Origin of the sequence: Streptomyces sp. NPDC090127, assembly GCF_044746945.1 — a bacterium.
Lineage (GTDB): Bacteria > Actinomycetota > Actinomycetes > Streptomycetales > Streptomycetaceae > Streptomyces.
The window spans coordinates 503701-529300 of the sequence record NZ_JBIVDE010000004.1; the positions used below are offsets into that span (position 1 = coordinate 503701).

At 72.4% G+C, this 25600-nt stretch carries 22 protein-coding genes; 12 read left to right on the forward strand and 10 right to left on the reverse strand.

The annotated features are described in order from the left end of the window. Positions 1-39: 39 nt before the first annotated feature. From ACIPPS_RS17850 to ACIPPS_RS17860, 3 genes are read right to left on the reverse strand one after another with little or no spacing between them, the layout of a single operon-like run. A complete protein-coding gene (locus tag ACIPPS_RS17850; RefSeq protein ID WP_401433129.1) occupies positions 40-894 on the reverse strand; it encodes a sugar ABC transporter permease in 855 nt (284 codons plus the stop codon). Beyond that, positions 888-1901: a carbohydrate ABC transporter permease gene (locus ACIPPS_RS17855; RefSeq protein WP_401432544.1), complete on the reverse strand. Its 1014-nt coding sequence runs from the start codon at positions 1899-1901 to the stop codon at positions 888-890. The genes ACIPPS_RS17850 and ACIPPS_RS17855 overlap by 7 nt, the downstream gene beginning before the upstream one ends. Before the next feature lie 19 nt (positions 1902-1920). Then, on the reverse strand, positions 1921-3201 hold the full coding sequence (locus ACIPPS_RS17860; RefSeq protein WP_401432547.1) for an extracellular solute-binding protein: 1281 nt from the start codon (positions 3199-3201) through the stop codon (positions 1921-1923). A gap of 347 nt (positions 3202-3548) precedes the next feature. Here ACIPPS_RS17860 and ACIPPS_RS17865 point away from each other — a divergent pair, with 347 nt between their 5' ends. From ACIPPS_RS17865 to ACIPPS_RS17875, 3 genes are all read left to right on the forward strand, one after another. Further along, positions 3549-5240, forward strand: coding sequence for a glycoside hydrolase family 13 protein (locus ACIPPS_RS17865; RefSeq protein WP_401432550.1), 1692 nt, complete (start codon positions 3549-3551; stop codon positions 5238-5240). 25 nt (positions 5241-5265) lie between these two features. After that, a complete protein-coding gene (locus tag ACIPPS_RS17870) occupies positions 5266-6294 on the forward strand; it encodes a LacI family DNA-binding transcriptional regulator (RefSeq protein ID WP_401432553.1) in 1029 nt (342 codons plus the stop codon). Between the two features lie 114 nt (positions 6295-6408). Further along, positions 6409-7317, forward strand: coding sequence for a phosphatase PAP2 family protein (locus ACIPPS_RS17875; RefSeq protein WP_401432556.1), 909 nt, complete (start codon positions 6409-6411; stop codon positions 7315-7317). 60 nt (positions 7318-7377) lie between these two features. Here the strand turns inward: ACIPPS_RS17875 and ACIPPS_RS17880 are convergent, their stop codons facing one another. Next, positions 7378-8952 carry an amidohydrolase gene (locus ACIPPS_RS17880; RefSeq protein WP_401432559.1) on the reverse strand — a complete coding sequence of 525 codons (1575 nt, stop codon included), beginning with the start codon at positions 8950-8952 and terminating at the stop codon, positions 7378-7380. Next, positions 8856-10448, reverse strand: coding sequence for an APC family permease (locus tag ACIPPS_RS17885; RefSeq protein WP_401432562.1), 1593 nt, complete (start codon positions 10446-10448; stop codon positions 8856-8858). The genes ACIPPS_RS17880 and ACIPPS_RS17885 overlap by 97 nt, the downstream gene beginning before the upstream one ends. Positions 10449-10553: 105 nt before the next feature. Here ACIPPS_RS17885 and ACIPPS_RS17890 point away from each other — a divergent pair, with 105 nt between their 5' ends. Beyond that, on the forward strand, positions 10554-11174 hold the full coding sequence (locus ACIPPS_RS17890) for a TetR/AcrR family transcriptional regulator (RefSeq protein WP_401432564.1): 621 nt from the start codon (positions 10554-10556) through the stop codon (positions 11172-11174). Positions 11175-11208: 34 nt separating this feature from the next. On the opposite strand, the gene ACIPPS_RS17895 is transcribed toward ACIPPS_RS17890, so the two are convergent. Beyond that, positions 11209-14196, reverse strand: a complete 2988-nt coding sequence (locus ACIPPS_RS17895; RefSeq protein WP_401432567.1) for a bifunctional [glutamine synthetase] adenylyltransferase/[glutamine synthetase]-adenylyl-L-tyrosine phosphorylase — start codon at positions 14194-14196, stop codon at positions 11209-11211. A 293-nt stretch (positions 14197-14489) separates the two neighbouring features. Here ACIPPS_RS17895 and ACIPPS_RS17900 point away from each other — a divergent pair, with 293 nt between their 5' ends. The 3 genes from ACIPPS_RS17900 to ACIPPS_RS17910 are packed head-to-tail and all read left to right on the forward strand — an operon-like array spanning position 14490 to position 17837. Next, entirely contained in the window at positions 14490-16835 is a 2346-nt protein-coding gene (locus ACIPPS_RS17900; RefSeq protein ID WP_401432570.1) for a PIG-L family deacetylase, read from the forward strand. 58 nt (positions 16836-16893) lie between these two features. Next, positions 16894-17394, forward strand: a complete 501-nt coding sequence (locus tag ACIPPS_RS17905) for a pyridoxamine 5'-phosphate oxidase family protein (RefSeq protein WP_401432573.1) — start codon at positions 16894-16896, stop codon at positions 17392-17394. 11 nt (positions 17395-17405) lie between these two features. Beyond that, entirely contained in the window at positions 17406-17837 is a 432-nt protein-coding gene (locus tag ACIPPS_RS17910) for a VOC family protein (protein ID WP_401432576.1), read from the forward strand. A gap of 91 nt (positions 17838-17928) precedes the next feature. Here the strand turns inward: ACIPPS_RS17910 and ACIPPS_RS17915 are convergent, their stop codons facing one another. Further along, positions 17929-18441: a GNAT family N-acetyltransferase gene (locus ACIPPS_RS17915; protein ID WP_401432579.1), complete on the reverse strand. Its 513-nt coding sequence runs from the start codon at positions 18439-18441 to the stop codon at positions 17929-17931. A 51-nt stretch (positions 18442-18492) separates the two neighbouring features. Continuing rightward, on the reverse strand, positions 18493-19854 hold the full coding sequence (gene glnA / locus ACIPPS_RS17920) for a type I glutamate--ammonia ligase (RefSeq protein ID WP_401432582.1): 1362 nt from the start codon (positions 19852-19854) through the stop codon (positions 18493-18495). Positions 19855-20089: 235 nt separating this feature from the next. On the opposite strand from glnA, the gene ACIPPS_RS17925 reads away from it, so the two are divergent. From ACIPPS_RS17925 to ACIPPS_RS17940, 4 genes are all read left to right on the forward strand, one after another. Beyond that, positions 20090-20482 carry a hypothetical protein gene (locus ACIPPS_RS17925; protein WP_401432585.1) on the forward strand — a complete coding sequence of 131 codons (393 nt, stop codon included), beginning with the start codon at positions 20090-20092 and terminating at the stop codon, positions 20480-20482. Between the two features lie 82 nt (positions 20483-20564). After that, positions 20565-21218, forward strand: a complete 654-nt coding sequence (locus ACIPPS_RS17930; RefSeq protein WP_401432587.1) for a DUF3105 domain-containing protein — start codon at positions 20565-20567, stop codon at positions 21216-21218. 2 nt (positions 21219-21220) lie between these two features. Continuing rightward, positions 21221-21856 (forward strand): DUF305 domain-containing protein, encoded by a 636-nt coding sequence (locus tag ACIPPS_RS17935; RefSeq protein ID WP_401433132.1) that lies wholly within the window; start codon positions 21221-21223, stop codon positions 21854-21856. Positions 21857-22036: 180 nt separating this feature from the next. Next, positions 22037-22456, forward strand: coding sequence for a CBS domain-containing protein (locus tag ACIPPS_RS17940; protein ID WP_401432589.1), 420 nt, complete (start codon positions 22037-22039; stop codon positions 22454-22456). On the opposite strand, the gene ACIPPS_RS17945 is transcribed toward ACIPPS_RS17940, so the two are convergent. Continuing rightward, complete coding sequence (locus ACIPPS_RS17945) at positions 22453-23310, reverse strand: alpha/beta fold hydrolase (RefSeq protein ID WP_401433135.1); 858 nt, start codon at positions 23308-23310, stop codon at positions 22453-22455. The genes ACIPPS_RS17940 and ACIPPS_RS17945 overlap by 4 nt on opposite strands. Positions 23311-23354: 44 nt before the next feature. Beyond that, complete coding sequence (locus ACIPPS_RS17950; RefSeq protein WP_401432592.1) at positions 23355-24305, reverse strand: DUF998 domain-containing protein; 951 nt, start codon at positions 24303-24305, stop codon at positions 23355-23357. 357 nt (positions 24306-24662) lie between these two features. Between ACIPPS_RS17950 and ACIPPS_RS17955 the strand changes: the two genes are divergently transcribed. Continuing rightward, on the forward strand, positions 24663-25454 hold the full coding sequence (locus ACIPPS_RS17955; RefSeq protein WP_401432595.1) for a DUF4190 domain-containing protein: 792 nt from the start codon (positions 24663-24665) through the stop codon (positions 25452-25454). The last annotated feature ends 146 nt before the right edge of the window (positions 25455-25600 follow it).

Consider the following 25600-nt stretch of genomic DNA (forward strand, 5'->3'; position numbering starts at 1 on the left):
GGGGCGCTCGCCCCCCGGACGGGCCGGGCCCCGGGCGGGCTAGCCCTTCACGGCGCCGGCGGACATGCCGGTCACCAGGTGCCGCTGGACGAAGAGGAACACCAGCGCGGCCGGGATGGCGATGAGGACGGACGCCGCGGACATCGGCCCCCACTGGGCGCCGTACTGGTTGACGAACTTCTGCAGGCCGCCGGCCAGGGTGAGGTTCTCGTCGCCGACCATGAAGGCGGAGGCGTAGGCGACCTCGCCCCAGGCGGTGATGAAGGAGTAGAACGCCGTCACCGCGATGCCGGGCTTGGCGAGGGGCAGGATCAGCCGCCAGAAGGTGCCGAACGGGGTGAGGCCGTCGACCTGGCCCGACTCGTCGATCTCGCGCGGGATGGTGTCGAAGAAGCCCTTCATCATCCAGGCGCAGAACGGCACGGCGATGGTCAGGTACGTGATGACCAGGCCGGCGGGCTCGTTGAGCAGCCCCATCGACGACATGATGTTGTAGATGGGCACGATCAGGACGGCGACCGGGAACATCTGGGTGATCAGCAGCGTCCACATCAGTCCGCGCTTGCCGGGGAACCGGAAGCGGCTGACGGCGTAGCCGGTGGTGGAGGCGATGAAGACGCCGAGGACCGTGGTGAGCCCGGCGACGAGCAGCGAGTTGCCGAACCAGGTCAGGAACGGGGTGTCGTTCAGCAGGTTCGTGTAGTTCTCGAACGTCGTCTCCCTGACGAAGTCCGTCGTGGTCGCGTACTTCGCCGGCTTGACCGAGGTCAGGAAGACCCACAGCACCGGGAAGACGGCGATCACGGAGGCCACGACGAGCGTGGCGTGCAGACCGACCGAGGCGAGCGGCGAACGACGGCCGCGCGTCGGGGCGTTGGAGGCGGTGGTCACCAGACTTCTCCCTGCTTGCGGAGGACGCGCCGGTAGACCGCGGCGAAGACCATCAGGAGGACGAGGATCAGGACGCCCCAGGTGGAGGACTGGGCGAAGTCACGGGGGCTGATCTCGAAGGAGAACTTGTACGCCTGGGTGACCAGGATCTGGGTGGCCTCGCCGGGGCCGCCGCGGGTGAGCAGGAAGATCACCGGGAACATGTTGAAGGTCCAGATGGTGCTCAGCAGGATCACGGTCGTGGAGACCGAGCGCAGACCGGGCATCGTGATGTGCCGGAAACGCTGCCAGGCGCTCGCGCCGTCCATCTCGGCGGCCTCGTAGAGCTCGCCGGGGATGGACTGCAGCCCGCCGAGGAGGGCGACCATCATGAACGGGATGCCGAGCCAGACGTTGACGGCGATGACCGAGAACTTGGCCCAGGTGGGGTCGTTCAGCCAGGGCACGGCGTCGAGGCCGCCGCCGGCGAGGATCTGGTTGAGCAGGCCGCGGCGCTCGTCGTAGAGGAAGCGCCAGGCGAAGACCGAGACGAAGCCGGGCACGGCCCACGGCAGGATGAGCAGCATCCGGTAGAAGGAGCGGCCGGCGATCTTCCGGTTGAGCATGTTGGCGAGGACCAGGCCCAGGCCGAACGTGACGGAGACACAGGCGACCGTCCACACCAGCGTCCACCCGAGGGTGGAGAGGAACTGGTCGCCGCTGAGCGCGTCGGCGTAGTTGTCCAGGCCGACGAAGTCGTACGTCGCGGGGATCTCGTTCACGCCGATGGAGCGCGCGACGTTCCGCTCGTTCGCATCGGTCAGCGACAGGTACACGCCGCGGATCAGCGGGTAGCCGATGATCACGCCGACCACGATCACCACCGGGGCGACCATCGCCCAGGCGTACCAGTGGGTGGAGAGGGAGCGCCTCAGCGAGCCCCGGGACGTGCCAGTACCGCGGCTCCGGCCGCGGGCGACACTGTCGCCCGCGGCCTTCGCCACCGACTGGCTGCTGGTGTCCACAGCCATCAGCCGGCCTGCCTTCCTTCTACTTCCAGTCCTTCAGGAGCTTGCGGTAGGAGTCGCCGATGGCCTTGGCCCCGTTCTCGGGGGTGGTCTGGCCGGTGAGGACCTTGGCGTACTCGACCTTGACGGGCTCGAAGAGGCTGCCGCCCTCGGGGATCCAGGGGCGCTCGACGGCCTTGTCGACGACCGGCTTGAAGAAGCCGATCATCTCGTTGCTCGCGACGTCCGGCTTGACGTAGACGGACTCGCGGGTGGGGAGCAGGCTGAGCTCCTTGGCGATCTGCGTCTGGGTCTCGACCGAGGTCATGTACTCGGTGAAGGCGTACGAGGCGTCCAGGTTCTTGGAGCCCGCGTAGATCGCGAGGTTGTGGCCGCCCTGCGGGGCGCCCTGGCCGGCCGAGCCGGCCGGGACCGGGGCGATGCCCAGGTTCGCCTTGTCGGCGAACTCCTTGCCCGCGAAGGTGTCGGTGACGGCCCACGGGCCGTTGATGATCATCGCGACCTTGCCGTCCTTGAAGGCGGCCTGCATGTTGTCCCAGCCGTTGGTCGCGTCGGTGATCGCGGCCTTGGAGTCGACCAGGTCCTTCACGGTGGCCAGCGCCTTGACGCCGTTGGCGTCGTCGACGGTGACGGTCTTCGACTCGGCGTTGACCAGGTCGCCGCCCTCGCCGTAGAGGAAGGAGAGGAACCAGTACGGGTCGTCGCCGCGCAGGTACATGCCGGTCTTGCCGGTCTTCTGCTTGATGGTGGCGGAGGCCGTCTTCAGCTCGGCGATGGTCTTGGGGACCTCGACGCCGGCGTCCTTGAGGATCTTCTTGTTGTAGAAGATGCCCATGGAGTCGATGACCTGCGGCACGGCGTAGGTCTTGCCGTCGTACTTGGTGGAGGCGGCGGCCTGCTTGAGGAAGTCGCCCTCGTCCTTCAGCGCCGGGGTGCCCTCCAGCGGCTGGAGGTAGCCGAGGCTGGCGAAGTCCGGGGTCCAGGCGACCTCGGAGCGGATGACGTCGGGGGCGCCGGAGCCGGACTGCGCGGCGTTCTTGAACTTGTTCTGCGCCTCACCGAACGGCACGTTCACGTACTTGACGGTGACCTTCGGGTGCTTCTTGGTGAAGTCCTCGGCGATCTTCTTGAAGACCTTGTCCTCGGAGCCGACCGTGGAGGTGTCCCACCAGGTGACGGTGCCGGCGAGCTCGCCGGAGCCCTTCGAGCCGCCGCCGTTCGCCGAACCGTCGTCACTTCCGCACGCCGCCAGGGTCACGCCCAGGGCCGCGACCAGCGCGGTGGCCGCTATGCCACGCCGCATGTGAACTCCTTCAACTGATCCCGGGGTGACGAGGGGCTGGAACCTGCCTCATGCGACCGCTCCCTCGCGGCGCGCCGGGTTGCCAGGAACGTAACAGGGATGAAAACGAGCCGAAAGAGCTTGCGAGAACTTTCTGCAAGGAGCGGCGATCGTTACATCGGCGTGTCCTGAAGGTTGCCGACGAGTCGCTTGACAGCGCACCCCGCCCCACTCCAGGGCCCTCTTGCGGCCTGCCCCGCAGGCCTGCAAGTCTTTGCATCATCTCTTGCAGGACCGTTTCACGGTCGGCCCGACCTCGTTGTCAGTACGACGCCCCGTTCCCGGATCACGCGAGAGGGACACCGCACATGGCCCACGAGCTCACCTCACCGTCGTTGTCGGACTCCGCACGCTCCTGCGAGCGCCCCTCCCGCCCGGGCTGGTGGCGGGACGCCGTGATCTACCAGGTGTACGTCCGCTCCTTCGCGGACAGCGACGGCGACGGGATCGGGGACCTGCGCGGGGCGCGCGAGCGGCTGCCGCACATCGCCGGGCTCGGCGCGGACGCGGTCTGGCTGACGCCCTTCTACGCCTCCCCGCAGGCGGACGGCGGCTACGACGTGGCGGACTACCGCGCGGTGGACCCGGTCTTCGGGGACCTGGCGGACGCCGACGACCTGGTGCGCGCGGCGCACGGCCTCGGTCTGAAGGTCATCGTGGACATCGTCCCCAACCACACCTCCGACCGGCACCCCTGGTTCCTCCAGGCGCTCGCCGGGATCGGCCGGGACCGGTACGTCTTCCGGCCGGGCCGTGGTCCGGGCGGCGCCGAGCCCCCCAACGACTGGGAGTCGGTCTTCGGCGGCCCCGCCTGGACCCGGGTGGCGGACGGCTCCTGGTACCTCCACCTCTTCGCGCCCCAGCAGCCGGACCTGGACTGGACGAACGCCGAGGTACGGGCCGAGTTCGACTCCGTGCTCCGGTTCTGGCTGGACCTCGGGGTGGACGGCTTCCGGATCGACGTCGCCCACGGCATGGTCAAGGCGGAGGGGCTGCCGGACATCGGGCACGGCCAGCAGGCGAAGCTGATCGGCACCCAGCGGCTGCCCTTCTTCGACCAGGACGGGGTGCACGAGATCCACCGCGGCTGGCGCCGGCTCCTGGAGTCGTACGGCCCCGACCGGATCGGGGTCGCGGAGGCCTGGGCACCGACACCGGAGCGGCTCGCCCTGTACGTACGCCCGGACGAACTGCACCAGGCCTTCAACTTCCAGTTCCTGAACTGTCCGTGGGACGCGACGGCGCTGCGGGCCGTCGTCGACGACTCGCTGCGCGCCACGGCCTCGGTGGGCGCGCCGACGACCTGGGTCCTCTCCAACCACGACGTCGTACGGCACTCCACGCGGTACGGCAGCCCGGCACGCGCGCGTGCGGGGGCGCTGCTGATGCTGGCGCTGCCGGGTTCGGCCTACGTCTACCAGGGCGAGGAGCTGGGCCTGCCGGAGGTCGTCGACCTCCCGGACGAGGCCCGGCAGGACCCGGCGTTCCTGCGCGGGGACGGGCAGGACGGGCTGCGCGACGGCTGCCGGGTGCCGCTGCCGTGGACCCAGGACGGCCCGTCGTACGGCTTCGGACCGGGCGGCTCCTGGCTGCCGCAGCCCCCTCAGTGGCAGGCGCTGAGCGTCGAGGCCCAGAGCGCGGACCCCTCCTCCACCCTGGAGCTCTACCGGCGGGCGCTGGGCGTGCGGCGCGACCACCCGGCGCTGGGCGCGGGCGAGGCGGTGGAGTGGCTGGACGGCCTCCCGGAGGGGGTGCTCGCCTTCCGCCGCCGGCCGGAGGGCCTCGGCGGCGAGGGCGACGGCGGCGAGGGCGGCGCGGTGCTGGTCACCCTGAACACGACGGACCGGGAGGTGGAACTGCCGCTCTCCGGCGCCCCGCTGCTGAGCAGCGCGCCGCCCGCTCCCGTACTCCCCTCCCCCGCCGCGGAGTTCACCGACCGCGCCGCACAGGGGCACAACGTCCGGGTTCCCGCCGACTCCTGCGTTTGGTGGGCAATCTGACGTGCGACCGGTACAGTCCAATCCCATGACCGCGCGGCTTGCCGACATCGCAGCCCAGGCGGGGGTCAGTGAAGCCACAGTCAGCCGCGTGCTCAACGGCAAGCCCGGTGTGGCCACCGCCACCCGTGAATCCGTGCTTGCCGCACTCGACGTCCTCGGCTACGAACGTCCCGTGCGGCTGCGCCAGCGCAGCGCCGGGCTCGTCGGCCTGATAACCCCCGAACTGGACAACCCGATCTTTCCCGCGCTCGCGCAGGTCATCGGGCAGGCCCTGACGCGTCAGGGCTACACCCCCGTGCTCGCCACGCAGACCCCCGGCGGGTCCACCGAGGACGAGCTGACGGACATGCTGGTCGAGCGGGGCGTCTCCGGGATCATCTTCGTCTCCGGGCTGCACGCCGACACCACCGCCGACATGACGCGCTACGACCAGCTGCGCGGCAAGGGCGTCCCGTACGTCCTGATCAACGGCTTCTCCCCCAAGGTGCAGGCCCCCTTCGTCTCGCCCGACGACCGGGCCGCGATGCAGCTCGCGGTGACCCATCTCGCCGCGCTCGGGCACACCCGGATCGGGCTCGCGGTGGGCCCGAAGCGGTTCGTGCCGGTGCTCCGCAAGATCGAGGGGTTCCAGCGCGGGATGAAGGAGCGGCTCGGGCTCTCCCCGGAGGAGTCCGAGGAGCTGATCCAGCACTCCCTGTACACCCTGGAGGGCGGGCAGGCCGCCGCCGGCGCGCTGATCTCGGCCGGCTGCACGGCGGTCGTCTGCGCGAGCGACATGATGGCGCTCGGCGCCATCCGGGCCGCCCGGCAGCAGGGGCTCCAGGTCCCCCAGGACGTCTCGGTGGTCGGTTTCGACGACTCCCCGCTCATAGCCTTCACCGACCCGCCGCTGACCACGATCCGCCAGCCCGTGCAGGCGATGGGGCAGGCGGCGGTCCGGGCGCTCCTGGAGGAGGTCGGGGGCACCCCGGCGCCGCACAGCGAGTTCGTCTTCATGCCTGAGCTGGTCGTTCGCGGTTCAACCGCTTCCGCGCCGAGTCAGGGAAATCCCTGACGGTGCCCCCGAAGGTCCCCCCAGGGCCCTCCGACTCAAGACGGAGCATGTGCGCCCCGAACCCGTCGGAGGGATGATCGGACGAGGGTATTGGATCTGGCAGACTCTCCTCCTATGGGTGAAGCGACCGTGAAGAGTTTGGAAGGCCGGACGGCGGCCAGCCCGTCACCCATCTCGGACGGTGACGGAGTGCGGGCTCGGCTCCGTATGCCACGACGCCCCCGGATCTGGTTCGAGATCCTGCTCATCGGTGTCAGTTACTGGACCTACTCGCTCATCCGCAACGCGGTTCCGGAGCAGAAGGCCCAGGCGCTGAAGAACGCCGACTGGATCTGGGACGTCGAGAAATCCCTCGGACTCGCCTTCGAGCAGACCGTCAACCACGCCGTGAACTCGGTGACATGGCTGATCGTCTCGATGAACTACTACTACGCCACCCTGCACTTCGTCGTGACGATCGGTGTGCTCGTGTGGCTGTACCGATGGCAGCCGGGCCGTTACGCCGCGTCCCGCACGATCCTCTTCGCCACCACCGGTGTGGCCCTGGTCGGTTACTACCTGTATCCGCTCGCGCCGCCCCGGCTGATGAACGGCCAGTCCTTCGTCGACACGGTCCTGGTCCACCACACCTGGGGCTCGATGGCCTCGGGCAACCTCAAGCACATGTCGAACCAGTACGCGGCGATGCCGTCGATGCACATCGGCTGGTCGCTCTGGTGCGGTCTGACCATCTTCGCCCTGGCCTCGGCGCCCTGGGCGCGCATCCTCGGCCTGCTCTACCCGGCGGCCACCCTGGTCGTGATCGTGGCCACCGCGAACCACTTCTGGCTGGACGCGGTGGGCGGCATGATCTGCCTCGCCTTCGGCTTCGCCGTCTCCTGGTTCTGGTACGGCTCGTTCCCGAAGGGCCTGCCGAAGCTGGTGGAGACCCCAGCCCCGGTGGCGCGCGGCGGTCCGTCCCGGCACCCCGGGACGGACGACGAGCGCGCCGAGGAGCAGGAGAAGGCACGCCTGTCCCGTTAGTCCGGCCGGCTCGGCCCGGTCGGCCGGACAGCCGGCCGGTCCGGCACAACGGGCGGTCCGCTACCCACGGTGGGTGACGCGGCCGCCCGTCATCGTGAGACGGATCGGGGCCTGTTCGGTCTCGTCGGCGGGAGCCTCCACCGGGTCGACCGCGAAGGCGGTCAGGTCCGCGCGCAGGCCCGGGGCGATCCGGCCGCCGAGGCGCTCCTCCCCCGCCGCGACCGCCGCGTGCGTGGTCAGGCCCTCCAACGCCATCAGGCCCGTGAGGCCGTGCCGGGCGGAGGCGGCGCCGCGAGGGGCCTGGGCGGTGGCGAGGACCTGGCGGGCGTCGTAGTGGGCGATCGGCCAGTCCGAGCCGAGCGCCAGATGGGCACCCGCCTCCCGCAGGTCCCGGCAGCGCCAGGCGCGGTCCGCCCGGACGTCGCCGAGCCGCTTGGACCACTCGTCGGTGTGGTCGGCGCGGGTGTACGCGGTGTGCGGGGGCTGCATCGAGGCGACGACCCCGAGGGCCGCGAACCGGCCCAGCTGGTCGTCGGGGACCGTCTCGATGTGTTCGATCCGGTGGCGGGGTCCGCCCGCGCCCAGGACCTCCACCGTGTCCAGGACGTGGCGGACCGCCGCGTCGCCGATGGCGTGCGTGGCCGTGCCGATCCCGGCCTCGTGGAGGTGGCGTACGGCGGAGGAGTAGGCGGCCGGGTCGGGCCAGAAGGCGTCCGTGCCCTGGCCGTGGCAGTCGGCGTGTTCCAGCCAGGCCGTGCCGCCCTCGACGGTGCCGTCCATGAAGAACTTCACGCCGCCGACCCGCCACAGCCGCCCGGCCCGCTCCTGGAGCCGTACCAGCGCCTCCAGGTCGTCCGCGGTCGCGCCGGGCATGCACCAGGGGGCGAGCCGGAGCCGGAGCGGCAGGTCGCCGTCGGCCTCCACGGCGGTGAGCAGGCCGGGTACGTCGTGGCCGCCGAGGTCCATGACGTGCGCGCCGGTCAGTCCGGTGGCGGCCATGGAGGTGAGCAGCCCGACCAGCCGGTCGCGGCGCTCGGCGTAGGGCTGGGCGGGCAGGACCGGGGTCATCAGGTCCATCGCCGCGTGCTCGATCAGATGGCCGGTGGGCCGTCCGTCGGCGTCGCAGACGATCTCGGAGCGCTGGGCGAAGGCGCGGGGGCCGTCGATGCCGGCGGCCTTCAGGGCCGCTTCGCTCGCGAGGGCGGAGTGTCCGTCGTAGAGCCGCAGGAAGGCGGGGGCGCCGCCGAGGACGTCCTCGACGAGCGCGCGGTGGATCGGACGGCCGCCGAAGACGTTGTGGTCGAGGGCGGCGCCGATGATCCAGCCGTCGCGGCGCTCGGCGCTCGCGAGCACCGAGCGCAGCTCGTCGAGGTCGCGGACGGCGGAGAGGTCGGTGCCCGTGAACATCTCCAGGCCCCAGACGGGGTGACTGTGGGCGTCGGTGAGGCCGGGGGTGAGGGTGGCGCCGCCGAGGTCGATCGTCTCGGTGCCGGGGCCGCGCCAGTCGCGGGCGTCGGCGTCGTCGCCGACGGCGGTGATCAGTCCGTCGTGGACGGCGACAGCGGTGTGGCCGGAGAGTTCGGGGGTCCGGACACGGGCGTTGACGAGGACGAGACCGGGTGCGGTTCCGGGCACGGGGTTGCTCCTTCTGCGGGCTCTGCTGCTGCGGGCTCTGCGTGTGCTGCGTGCTCTGCGGGCTCCGCGGGCTCCGCGGCGAACTTCGCGTAGATCTCCGGGCGCGTGCGGCGCAGCCGGTACGCGAGGAGGAGTCCGAGGGCGAAGACGGCGGGGGCGAGGGAGATCAGGACCGTGTTGACGGTGGTGGAGGCGCCGGTGAAGAGGTCGACGTGGGTGACGACGAGACCGATCGCCCCGGCGAGCAGGACGAAGGCGGTGACGGGCGCGACCACCGTGCGCAGCCTGCCCTCGCCGTGGTCGATCCGGCGGAAGAAGAGGGGCACGGCGAGCGCCGCGAGCAGTTGCAGGACCATCAGTCCGATCATGCCCGGGGTGTTCACCCAGAGCAGCAGCTGCTGGTACGGATCGGCTCCGGCGACCGCGAAGCCGAGGACGACGACGGCGCCGAGGACGGTCTGGAGGAAGCCGGAGACGTACGGGGAACGGTGGCGCGGGTGGACGCGGCCGAAGGCGGCGGGCAGGACGCCCTCCTCGGCGAGCGCCAGGCCGTAGCGGTTGATCGCGTTGTGGAAGGCGAGGAGCGAGGCGAGGACGCTGGTGACGATCAGGATGTGCATCAGGTCCGCGGCCCACGCGCCCACGTAGGTGGTGATGGCGGCGAAGAAGAGACCGCCCGGGTCGTCGGTGGCGGCCTGGACGACCTTGTCCTGACCGAAGGCCTGGATGACGGTCCAGACGACGAAGGCGTAGAAGAGGCCGAGGAAGCCGACCGCGATGTAGGTGGCCCGGGGGATGGTGCGCTCCGGGTCGCGGGCCTCGCGGCGGTAGATGACGGTCGACTCGAAGCCGGTGAAGGCGGCGAAGGCGAAGGCCAGGACGGCGGCGGTGCCGGGGACGAGCACGTTGTCCGGGGTGAACGAGGTCAGGGAGAGCCCGTCGGCGCCGCCGTCGAGGAGGACCCCGCCGGCGAGCAGGACCAGGATGCCGGTCTCGGCGACCAGCAGGACGCCGAGGAGCTTGGCGCCGAAGTCGATGGAGCGGAAGCCGCCGTACCAGATGAGCAGCAGGCCGACGAGGGAGACGGGGAGCCAGGGGACGTCGACGCCCCACAGGGCGCCCGCGGTGTCGGCGGTGGCGGTGCCGAGCAGCCCGTAGACGCCGATCTCCATGCCGTTGTAGCCGAGCATGGCGAGCAGGGCGGCGGCGATGCCGACGGGCTTGCCGAGGCCTCGGGTGATGTACGCGTAGAAGGCACCGCCGTTGCGGACGTGCCGGCTCATGGCGGTGAAGCCGACGGCGAAGACCGCGAGGGTGATGCCGGCCAGGAGGTAGCCGGCGGGGGCGCCGACTCCGCCGAGGACGACGGCGACCGGGGCGACGCCGGCCATGACGGTGAGCGGGGCGGCGGCGGAGACGACGAAGAAGGAGACGTCGGCGGTGGAGAGTGTGCCGGTTCTCAGCCCCTTGGGAGCGGTGGTGATCTGTGACGACATGGAACGGGAAGCCCTTCCGAGGCAGGAAACCTAAAGGCTTTCGGTTCGCGCAATGTAACCTCGCGTCCAACGATTCGGGAAGACCTGACCAGGGGGAAATCATTCATGGGCCGGCCGCGCAAACCCCTCCTCGACCGCGAGCGGATCACCACGGTCGCGCTCGAACTCGTCGATGAGAAAGGCGAGTTCAGCGTCCCGCAGATCGCCAGGCGGCTCGGGGTGCAGACCGCGTCGGTGTACCACCACGTGGACGGCCGGGACGGGATCGTGGAGCTGCTGCGCGAGCGGGTCAGCGACGCGATCGACGGCGCCACCCTGGACGCGGAGCCGTGGGACGCGGCGATGGCGGCCTGGGCGCGCTCCTACCGCGCCGCCTTCGCCGCGCACCCCCGGGCGATCCCGATGCTGATGACCTCACCGGTCCGGGCGCCGAAGGTGCTCGCCCAGTACGAGCGGGCGGTGACCGTGCTGCTCGGCGTCGGCTTCGCCGAAGCGGACGTGATGACGGTGATCGTCGCCCTGGAGAACATGGTCCTGGGCTCGGCGCTCGACCTCGCCGCCCCGGCCGCCATGTGGGAGCTCCCCGACGAGGTCACCACGCCACGACTGGCGCAGGCCCTCGCGGCGGTCGGCCCGGCGCGCGCCGACTCCGCCTTCGACCTGGCCCTGGAGGCGTTCCTGGCGCACTGCCGGGCCCTCCTTGACCTGGAGCCCACGGAGGGCTGAGCGGGCGCCGCGCACTCCGCCACGGGCCGCGCGCCTACGCTCCGTAGAAGAGTTCCTCGACGATCGCCCGGGCCCGGCGCGTGGTGCGCCGGTAGTCGTCGACCATCTCCCCCACGTGCCCGGGGCCGTAGCCCAAGTACCGCCCGACCGCCGCCAGTTCCCGTCCGTCCGAGGGGAAGGTGTCGCCGGGCCGGCCCCGTACCAGCATCACCGCGTTGCGGACGCGGGTGGCGAGCACCCAGGCCTCGTCGAGCGTCTGGGCCTCTTCGGTGGGGATGAGCCCCGCCGCGTGGGCGGCGGCCAGGGCGTCCCGCGTACGGGTCGTGCGCAGCCCCGGCTCGGCCCAGCCGTGCCGCATCTGGAGCAGCTGGACCGTCCACTCGACATCGCTCAGACCGCCCCGGCCGAGCTTGGTGTGGAGCGTCGGGTCGGCGCCGCGCGGCAGCCGCTCGGTCTCCATCCGGGCCTTCAGCCGCCGGATCTCGCGGACCGCCTCCTCCCCGAGGCCCTCGGCCGGGTAGCGCAGCGGGTCGATCAGCTCGATGAACCGGTCGGCCAACTCCCTGTCGCCCGCCATCGGTTCGGCGCGCAGCAGCGCCTGGCTCTCCCAGACGAGGGACCAGCGGCGGTAGTAGGCGCCGTAGGAGTTCAGCGTACGGACCATCGGGCCGCTCTTGCCCTCCGGCCGCAGGTCCGCGTCGATCAGCAACGGCGGGTCGGCGGTGGGGACCTGGAGGAGCCGCCGGATCTCGGAGACGACCCGGTTCGCCGCCTGGGCCGCCTCCTGCTCGTCGACCCCCTCGCGCGGCTCGTGCACGAACAGGACGTCGGCGTCGGAGCCGTAGCCGAGTTCGTTGCCGCCGAAGCGGCCCATCCCGATGACGGCGAAACGGGTCGGCAGGGTGTCGCCCCAGCCCTCCCGGACGGCGGCGCGCAGCGCGCCCGAGATCGTCGCCGCGTTGAGGTCGGTGAGCGCCCGGCCGACCCCGTCGACCAGCGCGCCCGGGTCGAGTTCGCGGGGGCTCTCCTCCGTACCGTACGAGCCGATGAGGTCGGCCGCGGCGGTACGGAACAGCTCGCGGCGCCGTACGCCGCGGGCCGCCGCGACCGCCTGCTCGGCGCCGTCGGCGCGGCCGACCGCCGCGAGGATCTCCTGCTCCAGATGGTCACGGCCGCGCGGCTTCAGACCCTCCGGGTCGCCGAGGATCGCCACCGCCTCCGGGGCGCGCAGCAGCAGGTCCGGGGCGAGCCGCCCGGCCGAGAGGACGCGGGCGAGGTTCTCCGCCGCCGCGCCCTCGTCGCGCAGCAGCCGCAGGTACCAGGGGGTCTTGCCGAGCGCGTCGGAGACCCGGCGGAAGCCGAGCAGTCCGGCGTCCGGGTCGGCGGAGTCGGCGAACCAGCCGAGCAGCACCGGCAGCAGGGTCCGCTGGATCGCGGCCTTGCGGGTGACTCCGGAGGCGAGCGCCTCCAGATGGCGCAGGGCGGCGGCGGGATCGGCGTACCCGAGCGCTTCGAGCCGTTGCCCGGCCGCCTTCGGGCTGAGCCGGGTCTCACCGGGGGCGAGCTGGGCGACGGCGTCGAGCAGCGGCCGGTAGAAGATCTTCTCGTGCAGCCGGCGGACCACCGCGGCGTGCCGCTTCCACTGCTTGTTCAGCTCGGCGACCGGGTCGGTGCGCAGCCCGAGCGAGCGGCCGAGGCGGCGCAGGTCGCTCTCGCCCTCGGGGACGAGGTGGGTGCGGCGCAGCCGGTAGAGCTGGATGAAGTGCTCCATCGCGCGCAGGAAGCGGTACGCCTCGTCCAGCTGGGCCGCGTCGGCGCGGCCGACGTAGCCGCCGGCGGCGAGCGCCTTCAGGGCGTCGAGGGTGGAGCCGCTGTGCAGCGTGGCGTCGCTGCGGCCGTGCACCAACTGGAGGAGCTGGACGGCGAATTCGACGTCCCGCAGACCGCCGGGGCCGAGCTTGAGCTCACGGTCGACCTGGGCGGCCGGGATGTTGTCGACGACCCGGCGGCGCATCTTCTGCACGTCGGCGACGAAGTTCTCGCGCTCGGCGGCCTGCCAGACCAGCGGGGAGACGGCCTCGATGTAAGCGGCGCCCAGCTCGGGATCGCCCGCCACCGCCCGGGCCTTCAGGAGCGCCTGGAACTCCCAGGTCTTGGCCCAGCGCTGGTAGTAGGCGAGGTGGGAGGTGAGGGTGCGCACCAGGGGGCCGTTGCGGCCCTCGGGGCGGAGGTTGGCGTCGACGGGCCAGATGGTGCCTTCGACGGTCGTCTCGGAGCAGATCCGCATGAGGTGGGAGGCGAGCCGGGTCGCGGCCTGCATCGCCTTGCCCTCCTCGGCTCCCTCCGCCGGCTCGGCGACGAAGATGACGTCCACGTCGGAGACGTAGTTCAGCTCGTGGCCGCCGCACTTGCCCATGGCGATGACGGCGAGCCGGCAGACGGCCGCGTCGTCGGGAGCGGCACCACGGGCGAGGGCGAGAGCGGCGCGCAGCGTCGCGGTGGCGAGGTCGGCCAGTTCGGCGGCGGTCTGGGCGACCTCGGCGGTGCCGCAGACGTCGCGGGCGGCGATGGCGAGGAGGCAGCGGCGGTAGGCGACCCGCAGCGCGACCGGGTCGGCGGCCTCGGCGAGGCCCTGCTCGAACTCGGCGACCCCGGGGTTCAGGTCGGCGGCCTCGTACGTGACCAGGGCCTGCCAGTCCCTGGGGTGCCTGGCCAGGTGGTCGGCGAGCGCCTCGGACGCCCCGAGGACGCCGAGCAGCCGGTCCCGGAAGGGCTTGGCCGACAGCAGGGTGGAGGTGAACGTCGGGCGCTCCTCGTCCGGCTGGGCCTCGACGAGCCGGACCAGGCCGCGCAGGGCGAGGTCGGGGTCGGCGGTCGCGCCGAGCGCGTCGAGCAGGACGGAGTCGTCGCGCAGCGCGGCCAGCTCGGGGAGGTCGAGCAGCCGCCGGGCGTCGGACGGATCGGTGAAGCCGTGCCGCAGCAGGCGGCTGAAGGTACTGCTCCTGCGCCCCGGCACCGTCATCCGCCGCTCCCTCCACCACCGTCGGGGCTCCTCCGAGCTCCGCGATCGAGCCTATCCGGCGGGGGGTGCCGGGTCGCCCCGGGGCGCGTGGGTCAGGTGGGGTCCGCCGATCCCTTCCCAGATCGGACCTTTGTTTCGGAACAGATCACACGTGACGCCTCGCACATTCCTCACTATTCGCCGCCGATGAACCGTATTGCTTAAAGGTCCGTCTTCCAGGCGCAAGCCACCTCAGCCTCATCACGTCACCCTCGTCACGTCTGCCCCACCTTCGAAAGCGCAGCACACACTCGATGCCCGTCCGCCGCCGCCTCCGCCCTGTCTCCGTCCTGACGACGACCGCCGTCGTCGCCGGTTCCTTCGTGGGACTCCTCCAGCTGACCTCCGGCTCCGTCTTCGGAGCCGAGGCGAACGAGGGCCGGGCGGTGCCACCCGGGTCGGTCGCCGACCGGGGTGAGGGGGCCGACGGCCGGCCGGGGAAGGCCGAGGGCGGGTCCGGGAAGGCCGACGGGCGGGCCGGGCGGCACGCCGTGACACCGGTCCGTACCCCGGATGTCGCCGTGGCGCAGATCGTGGCCCACCCGGACGACGACCTCTACTTCATGAACCCGGACACCGCCCAGTCGATCCGCTCCGGCAGGTCGCTGACGACGGTGTACCTGACGTCCGGCGAGTCGGACGGCGTCAACGCCGGCCGGCGCACCGCCGTCAAGCCCGCCCCCGACAAGGCCGGCTTCGCGGCGGCCCGGCAGAACGGCATACGCGCGGCGTACGCCGAGATGGCCACCGGCAACCGCACCAGCCCATGGGACCGCGTCTCCATACCCACCGTCGGCGGCGGGGCCGCCGAACTGGACATCCTGCGCGCGGCCCCCCAGGTCAGCCTCGCCTGGCTCCAGCTGAGCGAGGCGGGCGCGATCAACGCCGACCGGCCGCACAGCCTGAACGGCCTGTGGAACGGCCGGGTCCCGGTCCTCGCGTCCCAGCGCGCCACCGGCACCCCGGTCGCCGCCGACTTCACGTACAGCAAGGACCAGGTGATCGACGCCCTCACCGGGATCCTGGAGCGGATCCGGCCGACGTTCGTCCGGATGCAGGACCCGACGCCGGGCCGGAACGCGAAGACCGGGGCGCTCACCGACCACCAGGACCACCTCTACGGCGCCCGGTTCGCGCAGGCCGCCCTGGAGCGGTACGCCGCGCGGGCCACCGCCTCGGGCCGCCCGCACTTCGGCGTCCAGAACTACCTCGGCTATCCCACGGGCTCGCTGCCGCACACCCTCGACCCGGTGTCGGCCGAGGCCAAGCTGCGCACCCTGCGGACGTACGCCTGGTCCGACGGCGTCAACGACTGCGGCGACCCGGCCGGCTGCGGCGATCTCAAGGTCGCCGAGCGGCCGGCGGGCGTCGGCTGGACGCAGACCCTCCGGTACGCCCGGAACACCTCCACCTCCTGGGTGCAGCGCGACCGGGACGGCGGCCTGCACGCGTTCGCGGTGCTCGACGGGCGCCTCGCGGTGTGGACGAAGCCGACGGGCGCGGCCGCCGAGTGGCAGGGGCCGGTGCTGCTGCCCGGCGCCGGCCTGGACAGCGGGGTGACGTCGATACGCCTGCCGGACGAGCGGATCGCCGTCTTCGGCACCCGGACGACCATCGGCGCGTCGGCGGGGACGTACCGCCGTGAGGTCGTGACGACCACGCAGTCGGCGCCGGGCGGCTCCTTCGGGCCGTGGCGTTCGCTCGGCACGCCCGAGCGGAACGACGCCCGGGGCACGTCGGACATCAGCGCCCCGGCGGTGGCGGTCGACGGCACCGGCCGGCTGACGCTGGTCCTGCGCGACAGCGCGCACCGGCTGACCGCCCGCGAGCAGGGCGGGGACGGCGTCTGGGGCCCGTGGCGCCGTCTGGCGGCGGTCGCGCGGACGACCGCCACGGGGACGTCCGGGGCGGGCACTTCGGCGACCGGCGCGTCCGGCGAGGCGGCTCTCGGCGCCGGGTCCTCCGGCAAGGCCGGCGCCTCCCCCCGGGCGACCGTCGGCGCCGGCGGGCGGACCGGCACCGCCGTCATCGCGACCCCGGCCACCCTCTACGGCGATCCGGTGGCGACGACGGACGCGGCGGGCCGGGTCCACGTCTTCGCGGGCACCGCGAAGACGGTCCTCACCTGGTCGCAGACGCGCCCCGGCGCGCCGCTGGGCGCGGCCAGGCCGACCGGTCTGCCGACGACGACGCTGGCGCTGAACGCAGGCCCCTCGCCCGACGGCGACGGCATACGGCTCTGGTTCCGCAAGCCTGCCTCGGCCGACCTCCGCACGGCCGACCTCCCCGGCACCGGCGGTGGCCTCGCCTCGCCGGTCACCGAGGTGGCGGGCGGCGTCGCGGGCTACGGCCCGGTGGGCGGCGGCCCCGGCATGCTCGCGGTCCGCTCCCGTACGGGTGTCCTGGCGACGGCCCCGGAGGCGGCCGGACGCGCGGGCCGGGGCACGACCGGCGGCCTGTCCGGGAACGGGGGCACGAACGCGCAGCCGCTGTGGACGCTGCAGGACTTCCTCGTCTCGGGCGCGCCGGGCGGGGTCGTGGACGGCGTGGCGGCGATGGGCCTGGACGGAAAGCTGCACTGGACACCCGCGGTGCGATGAGTCGGGGCGGGGCCGAGGGTCATAGGTACGTAGGCATCCCCCTCCGGAGGAGACGACGATGACCCCCGAACCGACCCTGGACCCCCGCTTCAGCGACCCGGAGGCCCGTCCCGCCGCGTGGTCGGCGGCGGCCGAGCGGCTCGCGGACGCCGAGGTCTTCTGGCTGACCACCGTCCGCCCGGACGGCCGTCCCCATGTCACTCCGCTGATCGCGGTCTGGTCGGCGGACGCGCTGCACTTCTGCACCGGCCCGGAGGAGCGCAAGGCGCGCAACCTGGCGCAGAACAGGGAGGTCGTCCTCACGACCGGGACGCCGGCGCTCGGCGCGGGCTTCGACGTGGTGGTGGAGGGCGAGGCCGTCCAGCTGACGGATGAGGCGCGGCTACGGGCGCTGGCTGACGCGTATGTCGAGAAGTACGGTCCTGATTGGCGATTCGACGTGCGCGACGGGGCGTTCGTGGGCGACGGTGGGACCGCCCTGGTGTTCGCCGTCGCGCCGCGCACGGTCTTCGGCTTCGCCAAGGGCGACCCCTTCGGTCAGACCCGCTGGCGTTTCTGAGGAGACCTGTCATGAACTGGACGCTCGAAGTCGTCCTCGTCCCCGTGACCGATCTGGACCGGGCCAAGGAGTTCTACGGCGACAAGTGCGGCTTCACGGTCGACCTCGACACCGAGGTCTCGCCGGGCATCCGCCTCATCCAGGTGACGCCCCCGGGCTCGCGCTGCTCGATCGCGATGGAGAGCGGCATGCCGCCGATGCCGGGCGCGAAGGCGATGGCCCCGGGCAGCCTGCAGGGCCTCCAGCTCTGCGTCACCGACATCGAGGCGGCCCACGACGAGCTGGCGGCCCGGGGCGTGGACGTCAGCCCCGTCCGCCACGTGGGCGCGACGGGCTGGGAACCGGGCAAGGGCGAGACCTGGAACTCCTTCCTCACCTTCACGGATCCGGACGGCAACGGCTGGGTGGTCCAGGAGGCCCCGTCGGAACTCTCGGAACGCTGAGCGGGGGGCGGGTCCGGAGGCGAGGCGAGATCCCCGCGGTCCGAACGCCGACCGCCGACCGCAGGCCCCGCCCTACCCGACCGGGCCCGGCTCACCCCTCCCGCGCGCTGCCTCCGTCGAACTCCACGCGGTAGTACCGCACGCGCTCGTCCTCACCGGCGTACCGCATGCCGGCGGCCCGCATCACGCGCTGGGAGGCGACGTTGCCGAGGTCGGCGTCGCCCTTCGCTCCGGCGACCCCCTGCGCCCGGGCCAGTTCGAGCAGGGCGCGCAGGGCCTCGGTGGCGTACCCCTGCCCGCGTACGCCGGGCACGAGCCCATAGCCCACGGTCACGAACCGCCCCTCGTCGGGCGGCCCGTGGAACCCGATCCCCCCGACGGCGACCCGGTCGAGGCGTCGCCGGATCTCGTACGCCCCGAACACCCCGGGATCCCCGCGCGCGGCCCACCCGCTCAGGAACCCGCGCGCGCCTGCGACGTCCCCGTCGCCGGGATACCCCTCGGCCCACCGGTCGGAGCCCCGCGACTCCCTCCCGACGATCCGCTCGGCCTCCCCGACGGAGAGGCGGTGCAGCTCAAGCCGCTCGGTCCACAACCCATCCATCGGGCCTGACTACCACCCGCCCCCGCCGCCCCGCAGCCGATTTCCCGACGGCTAGAGCACCGGCAGGCTCTTGCGCAGCTCGAAGGCGGTGACCTCGGAGCGGTACTCCTCCCACTCCTGCTTCTTGTTGCGCAGGAAGAAGTCGAAGACGTGCTCGCCCAGGGTCTCCGCGACCAGTTCGCTCTTCTCCATCAGGGCGATCGCCTCGCCCAGGTTCTGCGGGAGGGGTTCGATGCCCATCGCGCGGCGTTCGGCGTCCGAGAGGGCCCAGACGTCGTCGTCGGCGCCGGCCGGGAGTTCGTAGCCCTCTTCGATGCCCTTGAGGCCCGCCGCGAGCAGGACCGCGTAGGTGAGGTAGGGGTTCGCGCCCGAGTCGATCGAGCGGACCTCGACGCGGGACGAGCCCGTCTTGCCCGGCTTGTACATCGGGACGCGGATCAGGGCCGAGCGGTTGTTGTGGCCCCAGCAGATGTACGAGGGGGCCTCGCCGCCCGCGCCCGCGCTGCGGGCCGAGCCGCCCCAGATGCGCTTGTAGGAGTTGACCCACTGGTTGGTGACGGCCGAGATCTCGGCCGCGTGCTTCAGGAGGCCCGCGATGAAGGAGCGGCCCACCTTGGAGAGCTGGTACTCCGCGCCCGACTCGTAGAACGCGTTCCGGTCGCCCTCGAAGAGGGAGAGGTGGGTGTGCATGCCCGAGCCGGGGTACTCCGAGAACGGCTTCGGCATGAACGTGGCCTGCACGCCCTGTTCCAGCGCCACCTGCTTCATGACCAGGCGGAAGGTCATGATGTTGTCGGCCGTGGAGAGCGCGTCCGCGTAGCGGAGGTCGATCTCCTGCTGGCCCGGCGCGCCCTCGTGGTGGGAGAACTCCACCGAGATGCCCATGGATTCGAGCATGGTGATGGCCTGGCGGCGGAAGTCCATGCCCACGTTCTGCGGGGTGTGGTCGAAATAGCCGGAGTTGTCGGCAGGCGTCGGCTTCGTACCGTCCAGCGGCTTGTTCTTCAGCAGGAAGAACTCGATCTCGGGGTGGGTGTAGAAGGTGAAGCCCAGATCCGAGGTCTTGGCCAGGATGCGCTTGAGGACGAAACGGGGGTCGGCGTAGGACGGCGAGCCGTCCGGCATCAGGATGTCGCAGAACATCCGGGCGGTGCCCGGGGCCTCCGCACGCCACGGCAGGATCTGGAACGTGCCCGGGTCCGGCTTGGCGATCATGTCCGACTCGTACACCCGGGCGAAGCCCTCGATGGCGGAGCCGTCGAAGCCGATGCCCTCGTCGAACGCCTGCTCAAGCTCGGCGGGCGCCACGGCCACCGACTTCAGGAAGCCGAGTACGTCGGTGAACCACAGGCGCACGAACCGGATGTCACGCTCTTCCAACGTCCGGAGCACGAATTCCTGCTGCTTGTCCATTTCCACACCCATCTTTGCTGGTCAGGCCGCCTGTTCCCACCGCCTCGGGCACATCGGGGGGCACCTGAGCATCCCACCACATGGTTTCGCGCACGTTGCACACCCATAGTGCCCGCTCGGATGTGACTCAGGTAATGGGGGAACGGCCGGATCCGGGCGTCCGTTCCCTGCTGTTCCTCCTCACGTTCCCCCCGGCTGTCCCCTCGCGACGCTCCGGCCACTACGATCTCGGCCCATGGGGGGCACTCCACTCGTACGCCTGTCCCGGCGCGCGCGTCCCATGGCACTGGCGAGTGCCGTGGCGACGCTCCTCGCCGCGCTCTTCGTCTGTCTGGGTGCCACCGGTGACCCGACCTCGGCCGCCGCCCACGACGGGTCGCCCCGCGCCCATCACCGGACCGCCGCCGTCGCCGTGGACGAGTACGTCTGCCCGTACGACCGAGGCGGCTGCTCCCTCTTCCCCTCGCTCAGCCCCGCGGTGCTCACCGCGCCGCCGCCGGCGCCCCCGCCACACGCGGAGGGCCGGCTCGCGGGCCCCGTACCGGCGTACGCCACCGGCCGGGTGTCCCGCTCCGGAGCGCAGCCGCGCGCGCCGGACCTGCACGTCCTTCAAGTCCTGCGGACATAGCCGACGGGTCGTACCCACCGCCCGCCCCCGGCTCACGCCCGACGCCTGACGCCACCCCACATCCGAGAAGGACGACACCACCATGGCCGCCAACCGCTCCGCCAACGCCGACCGCCGCGCCCGAATAGAGGAGATGCGCCGCGCCGAGCAGGCCCGCGAGCGCAGAAACCGCTTCATCACCATCGGCGTCTCCGCCGTGGTCGTCCTGAGCCTCGTCGGCTTCGGCGGCTACGTCCTCAACCAGCAGTCCGAGAAGAAGGAGCAGCAGGAGGCCGCCGCCAAGGCCCCCATCAAGGACGAGAAGTCCTGGGACGCCAAGAAGCTCGGGCGCAACCACGTGACGACCCCCGTCACCTACGAGATGAAGCCCCCGGTCGGCGGTGACCACGACCAGGTCTGGCAGAACTGCGACGGCGACGTCTACACGACGAAGATCGCCGAGATGAACGCCGTGCACTCGCTGGAGCACGGCGCGGTCTGGGTCACGTACAGCAAGAAGGCCGCGGAGGCCGACGTGAAGAAGCTGGCCGACAAGGTCGGCAAGACCCCGTACTCCCTGATGAGCCCGGTCGACGACCAGGCCGGCGCGATCATGCTGAGCGCCTGGGGCAAGCAGGTGACCGTGGACGACGCGAACGACCCGCGCATCGACGCCTTCTTCACCAAGTACCTGCAGGGCCCGCAGACCCCGGAGCCGGGCGCCGCCTGCACCGGTGGCGTCGGGGCCACCCAGTGAAGCTGACCCGTACGCACGGGGCCTCGATCGCCGCGGTCGTCCTCGCCCTGCTCTTCGCCGGGGGCGCGGTGACGGTCGCCTCCGCCGACCGGGAGGACGCGCCGGCCACCCCGACGTCGGCCTCGGCGGACGCGGGGTTCGCCCGAGACATGTCGGTCCATCACCAGCAGGCCGTCGAGATGTCCTTCATCGTCCGCGACCGCACCGACGACGCGGACGTGCGCCGGCTGGCGTACGACATCGCCAACACCCAGGCCAACCAGCGCGGCATGATGCTGGGCTGGCTGGACATGTGGGGGCTGCCGAAGGTCGAGTCGGGCACCGAGCCGATGTCCTGGATGGGCATGGGCGGGCACGGCGACGCCGGTCCGCTCGACGGGGCGCTGATGCCGGGCATGGCGACCCGGACCGAGCTGGACCGCCTGCGGAAGGCCGACGGCAAGGAGGCGGAGATCCTCTACCTCCAGCTGATGACCGACCACCACAAGGGCGGGGTGCACATGGCCCAGGGCTGTGTGGACAGGTGCTCGGTGGAGATCGAGCGGAACCTCGCGCAGGGCATGGTCGACGCGCAGGAGTCCGAGATCGGCCTGATGGCGCAGCTGCTGAAGGAGCGGGGCGCGAAGCCACGCGCGTGAGCCCGGTGGCGACCGCCGCGCCGTCGCGCCCGCCACCGTGAGCCCGGTGGCGACCGCCGTCGCGCCCGCCGGCCCTTGATACGGCCCCCGTGACCCCAGCGGTCGCGGGGGCCGCCGCGTACGCGGACAATGGTGGAGGCTCGGGGACGTACGACGACGTGCAACGGAGGTACGCACCCCATGACCACGGCGAAGGACATCATGCACTCCGGGGCCCAGTGGATCCCGGCTCACGAGACGCTCGACCGCGCGGCCCAGATGATGCGCGACCTCAATGTCGGCGCGCTGCCGATCGCGGACGAGAACGAACGCCTCTGCGGGATCATCACGGACCGCGACATCGTGGTCGGCTGCGTGGCCATGGGCCACGACCCGTCGAAGATCACCTGTGGCGAGATGGCCCACGGCACCCCGCGCTGGATCGACGCGGGTTCGGACGTGGGCGCGGTCCTGGAGGAGATGCAGAGCCACCAGATCCGCCGTCTCCCCGTCATCGAGAACAAGCGGCTCATCGGCATGATCAGCGAGGCCGATCTCGCCCAGCACCTGTCGGACGAGCAGATCAAGGCGTTCTGCGAGAGCGTCTACGCCGCTTCCTAGCCCTCCCGCGGCATGGCCCGCGGCGTCTCGCGGGCGTGCAGGACCGCTCGGGCCACCGCGTCCGGGCGGTCCAACATCACCAGATGGCCCGACGGCTCGACCGCCTCGTAGCGGGCGCCGAGCCGCCGGGCCAGTGCGTGCTGGCGGCCCGCCCAGCGGGCGGAGCCGTCCGGGGCGGCGAGAACGGTGACGGGGACGTCGGGCGGCAGCGGGGCGCGCTCGCGCAGGGCGAGGAGTTCGGCGGCGACCGCGCGGTAGTGGGTGTTCTCCAGGAGCGTGCCGTGCAGCACGCGGGAGGTGCGGTAGCAGCGGCGTACCAGGGCGGCGGGGGCCGGGTCCCCACCGGCGGCGCGGGAGAGCCGTACGGTGGCGCGGCGGACGGCAGGGCCGAGGGCGGCCGGGGCTCCGGCGGCCGACAGCAGGGCGCCGAGGCCACGGGCGGCGGCGGTGCGCAGGGCGGGCGCGGCGGGCGTACGGGCGTCCTCCTCCACGGACGCGTCGACGAGGACGAGCCCGGCGGCGCGCGCCGGGTGCAGCCGCGCGAAGGCCTCCGCGTGGAAGCCGGCGATGGAGTGCCCGACGACGGTGACCGGGCCCGGCAGTGACAGCGCGTCGAGGAGGCCGGCGATGCGGTGCCCCTCGCCCGTGGCGGAGGGCGGGACGGCGGCGGGGGCGGAGAGGCCGTGGCCGGGGCGGTCGAAGCGGACGACTGTGCGGTGGGGCGCGAGCAGCGGGACGACCGGGTCCCAGTCGAACCAGCTCATGCCGAGACCGGCGCTGAGCACACAGACGGGTCCGGCCCCCTCGACGACGACGTGGTGGGCCACGCCCCCGACGCGTACGAACATGTTCATGGCCGCTCCCTGTCCGCTGCTCACGGCCGCTTCCTGTCGGCTGCTCACGGCCGCGCCCTGTCGGCGGAGACCACCGAGGCGGCGAGTACGCCGAGCCAGACTGCCACGAGCAGGACCTGGAGCCGCTGCCCGGCCCCCAGGGCCCAGGTGCCCCGGCCCGCCTCGGACGCGGCGACGGCGGTGAGGGTCCAGACGGTGGCGGCCAGTTCGAGGACGACGAGGACCGGGCCGGTCCGGACGAGGAGCGGCCGGGCGAGGGGCGGCTGCCACAGGGGCGTTCCGGAGAGGGGCGTTCCGGGGAGGGGCGTTCCGGGGAGGGGCGGTCCGGCTTGGGGCGGCCGGGCGAGGGGCGTTCCGGAGAGGGGCGGTCCGGCTTGGGGCGGCCGGGCGAGGGGCGTTCCGGGGAGGGGCGGTCCGGCTTGGGGCGGCCGGGCGAGGGGCGTTCCGGAGAGGGGCGTTCCGGCGTGGTGGCGGCGTGCGGCGGCGGTCAGGGCGAGCATGGCTGCCAGGGCCGCCGCCACGGCGAGGCTGGAGCTGACGGCGTGGGCCGTGTGGGTGGCCGGGACCAGGCCGGCGGCCTCGCGGGCGGCGCACGCCGGGTCGGCGGTGGGCGCGCAGCTGAGCGGCAGCCGGGAGTCGACGGCGGTGGCCGCCCCGAAGAGCGCGAGGGCGATCCACCCGCCGAGCGTGAGACGACCGGCCCGCCGGTGACGGAACGTCAGGAGTGCGGTGAGCGCCGCCGCGAGGACGAGGAGCCCGGCCGTGAGGTCGCTCGCCCGGAAGAAGCCGCCGAAGGGCTGGTCGGTGGCGGCCAGTTCGGAGACGTACGTCCGCAGCGGGTCGAGACCGGTCTGCAGGACGACTTCGAGGACCCATGCGCTGTACGCGAGCGCGCCGAGCCCGAGCAGGGCGGCGACCGCGGACCGGGGGGCGGGCCTACGGGGCCGGGGGTCGGGCCGGGGGCCGGCGCTGGGGTCGGGCCGGGAACGGGACATAGTGGTACGTGATGCTATGCGGGAAGCGTCGCGTCGGGTGATCGGGGTGGGGCCGCGCGGGCTCGCGGCAGTTCGGCGAGGCCGCCCGGATCGCGCCGTACGGACACCGATTGATCACAAAACCCCTGGCTCCTCCATAATCAGCTGGCCAGCGTCGGCTCCCTGAGCCCAGCCATCCCGGAGGACACCCGCATGACCACGCCCAACAACGCCCCCGATCAGAACCCGTGGAGTCCTCCGCCCTCGACGCCGCCCGGCACGCCTCCGACCGCCCTGGGAACCCCGGGAGCCCCGGGGATGCCGGGCCCCGCCGGACCGGGGGGACCGGGGATGCCGGGGATGCCGGGGATACCTGGGATGCCGCCTCAGCCGATGTTCCAGCAGCCCCGTAACGGGCTCGGCGTGACCGCGCTGGTCCTGGGCCTCGTGGGCCTGCTCTTCGGCGTCTTCCCGTTCACGTTCTGGCTCGGGGCGATCCTGGGCGTGCTGGCCCTGATCTTCGGCATCATCGGCCACGGCCGCGCCCGCAAGGGCGAGGCGACGAACAAGGGCATGGCTCTCGCCGGCCTCGTCCTCGGGTCCGTCGCGCTCGTCGTCTCGATCGTGTGGCTGATCGCCCTGGCCTTCGCCGTGGACGAGTTCGCGAAGGGGATCGACGAGGAGATCGCCAAGCAGGAGAAGGCGTCCTCCGCCCCGTCCGCGCCCGGCGCCACGAGCGAGGCCGCGCCGGAGCCCACCGAGACCGTCCCGGCGGCGCTGAAGTTCGGCCAGACCTTCACGTACGAGGACGGCATCAAGGTCACCGTCTCCAAGCCGCGCGTCTACCGGCCCGACCAGTTCGCCGCCGGCCACACCAAGGGCAACAGCGCCTTCCAGGTGACGGTCACGATCGTCAACGGCAGCAAGGAGACGCTCGACGTCTCGGGCGCCCTGGTGGACGCGAGCGACGCGGAGGGCGCGCAGGCCGAGGCCATCTTCGACGGCAGCAACGCGACGGAGATGTTCCGGGGCAACGTGCTCCCCGGCAAACAGGCCAAGGGCTCCTTCGCCTTCTCGATCCCCGCCGCCGCGGACGGCGAGATGCAGGTGGAGCTCAGCCCGACGATCCTCGACCACGAGGAAGCGATCTGGATCGGCCCGACGAAGTAGCCGGACGCCCGACCCGCGCACACACGACACACGAGCACGCGGCCCCACGAGCCACACAGGCACACGGGCACGCGGCCCCACGAGCCACACAGGCACACGAGGCACGCGGCCACACGAGCCACACAGGCACGTGAGGCACGCGTCCA

Bases quoted from the DNA above. Each gene is read 5' to 3' on its own strand.
- ACIPPS_RS17855 (WP_401432544.1), bottom strand. From the start codon at position 1,901: ATGGCTGTGGACACCAGCAGCCAGTCGGTGGCGAAGGCCGCGGGCGAC.
- ACIPPS_RS17860 (WP_401432547.1), bottom strand. From the start codon at position 3,201: ATGCGGCGTGGCATAGCGGCCACCGCGCTGGTCGCGGCCCTGGGCGTG.
- ACIPPS_RS17865 (WP_401432550.1), top strand. From the start codon at position 3,549: ATGGCCCACGAGCTCACCTCACCGTCGTTGTCGGACTCCGCACGCTCC.
- ACIPPS_RS17870 (WP_401432553.1), top strand. From the start codon at position 5,266: ATGACCGCGCGGCTTGCCGACATCGCAGCCCAGGCGGGGGTCAGTGAA.
- ACIPPS_RS17875 (WP_401432556.1), top strand. From the start codon at position 6,409: ATGGGTGAAGCGACCGTGAAGAGTTTGGAAGGCCGGACGGCGGCCAGC.
- ACIPPS_RS17885 (WP_401432562.1), bottom strand. From the start codon at position 10,448: ATGTCGTCACAGATCACCACCGCTCCCAAGGGGCTGAGAACCGGCACA.
- ACIPPS_RS17890 (WP_401432564.1), top strand. From the start codon at position 10,554: ATGGGCCGGCCGCGCAAACCCCTCCTCGACCGCGAGCGGATCACCACG.
- ACIPPS_RS17895 (WP_401432567.1), bottom strand. From the start codon at position 14,196: ATGACGGTGCCGGGGCGCAGGAGCAGTACCTTCAGCCGCCTGCTGCGG.
- ACIPPS_RS17900 (WP_401432570.1), top strand. From the start codon at position 14,490: ATGCCCGTCCGCCGCCGCCTCCGCCCTGTCTCCGTCCTGACGACGACC.
- ACIPPS_RS17905 (WP_401432573.1), top strand. From the start codon at position 16,894: ATGACCCCCGAACCGACCCTGGACCCCCGCTTCAGCGACCCGGAGGCC.
- ACIPPS_RS17910 (WP_401432576.1), top strand. From the start codon at position 17,406: ATGAACTGGACGCTCGAAGTCGTCCTCGTCCCCGTGACCGATCTGGAC.
- ACIPPS_RS17915 (WP_401432579.1), bottom strand. From the start codon at position 18,441: ATGGATGGGTTGTGGACCGAGCGGCTTGAGCTGCACCGCCTCTCCGTC.
- glnA (WP_401432582.1), bottom strand. From the start codon at position 19,854: ATGGACAAGCAGCAGGAATTCGTGCTCCGGACGTTGGAAGAGCGTGAC.
- ACIPPS_RS17925 (WP_401432585.1), top strand. From the start codon at position 20,090: ATGGGGGGCACTCCACTCGTACGCCTGTCCCGGCGCGCGCGTCCCATG.
- ACIPPS_RS17930 (WP_401432587.1), top strand. From the start codon at position 20,565: ATGGCCGCCAACCGCTCCGCCAACGCCGACCGCCGCGCCCGAATAGAG.
- ACIPPS_RS17940 (WP_401432589.1), top strand. From the start codon at position 22,037: ATGACCACGGCGAAGGACATCATGCACTCCGGGGCCCAGTGGATCCCG.
- ACIPPS_RS17945 (WP_401433135.1), bottom strand. From the start codon at position 23,310: ATGAACATGTTCGTACGCGTCGGGGGCGTGGCCCACCACGTCGTCGTC.
- ACIPPS_RS17950 (WP_401432592.1), bottom strand. From the start codon at position 24,305: ATGTCCCGTTCCCGGCCCGACCCCAGCGCCGGCCCCCGGCCCGACCCC.
- ACIPPS_RS17955 (WP_401432595.1), top strand. From the start codon at position 24,663: ATGCCGCCTCAGCCGATGTTCCAGCAGCCCCGTAACGGGCTCGGCGTG.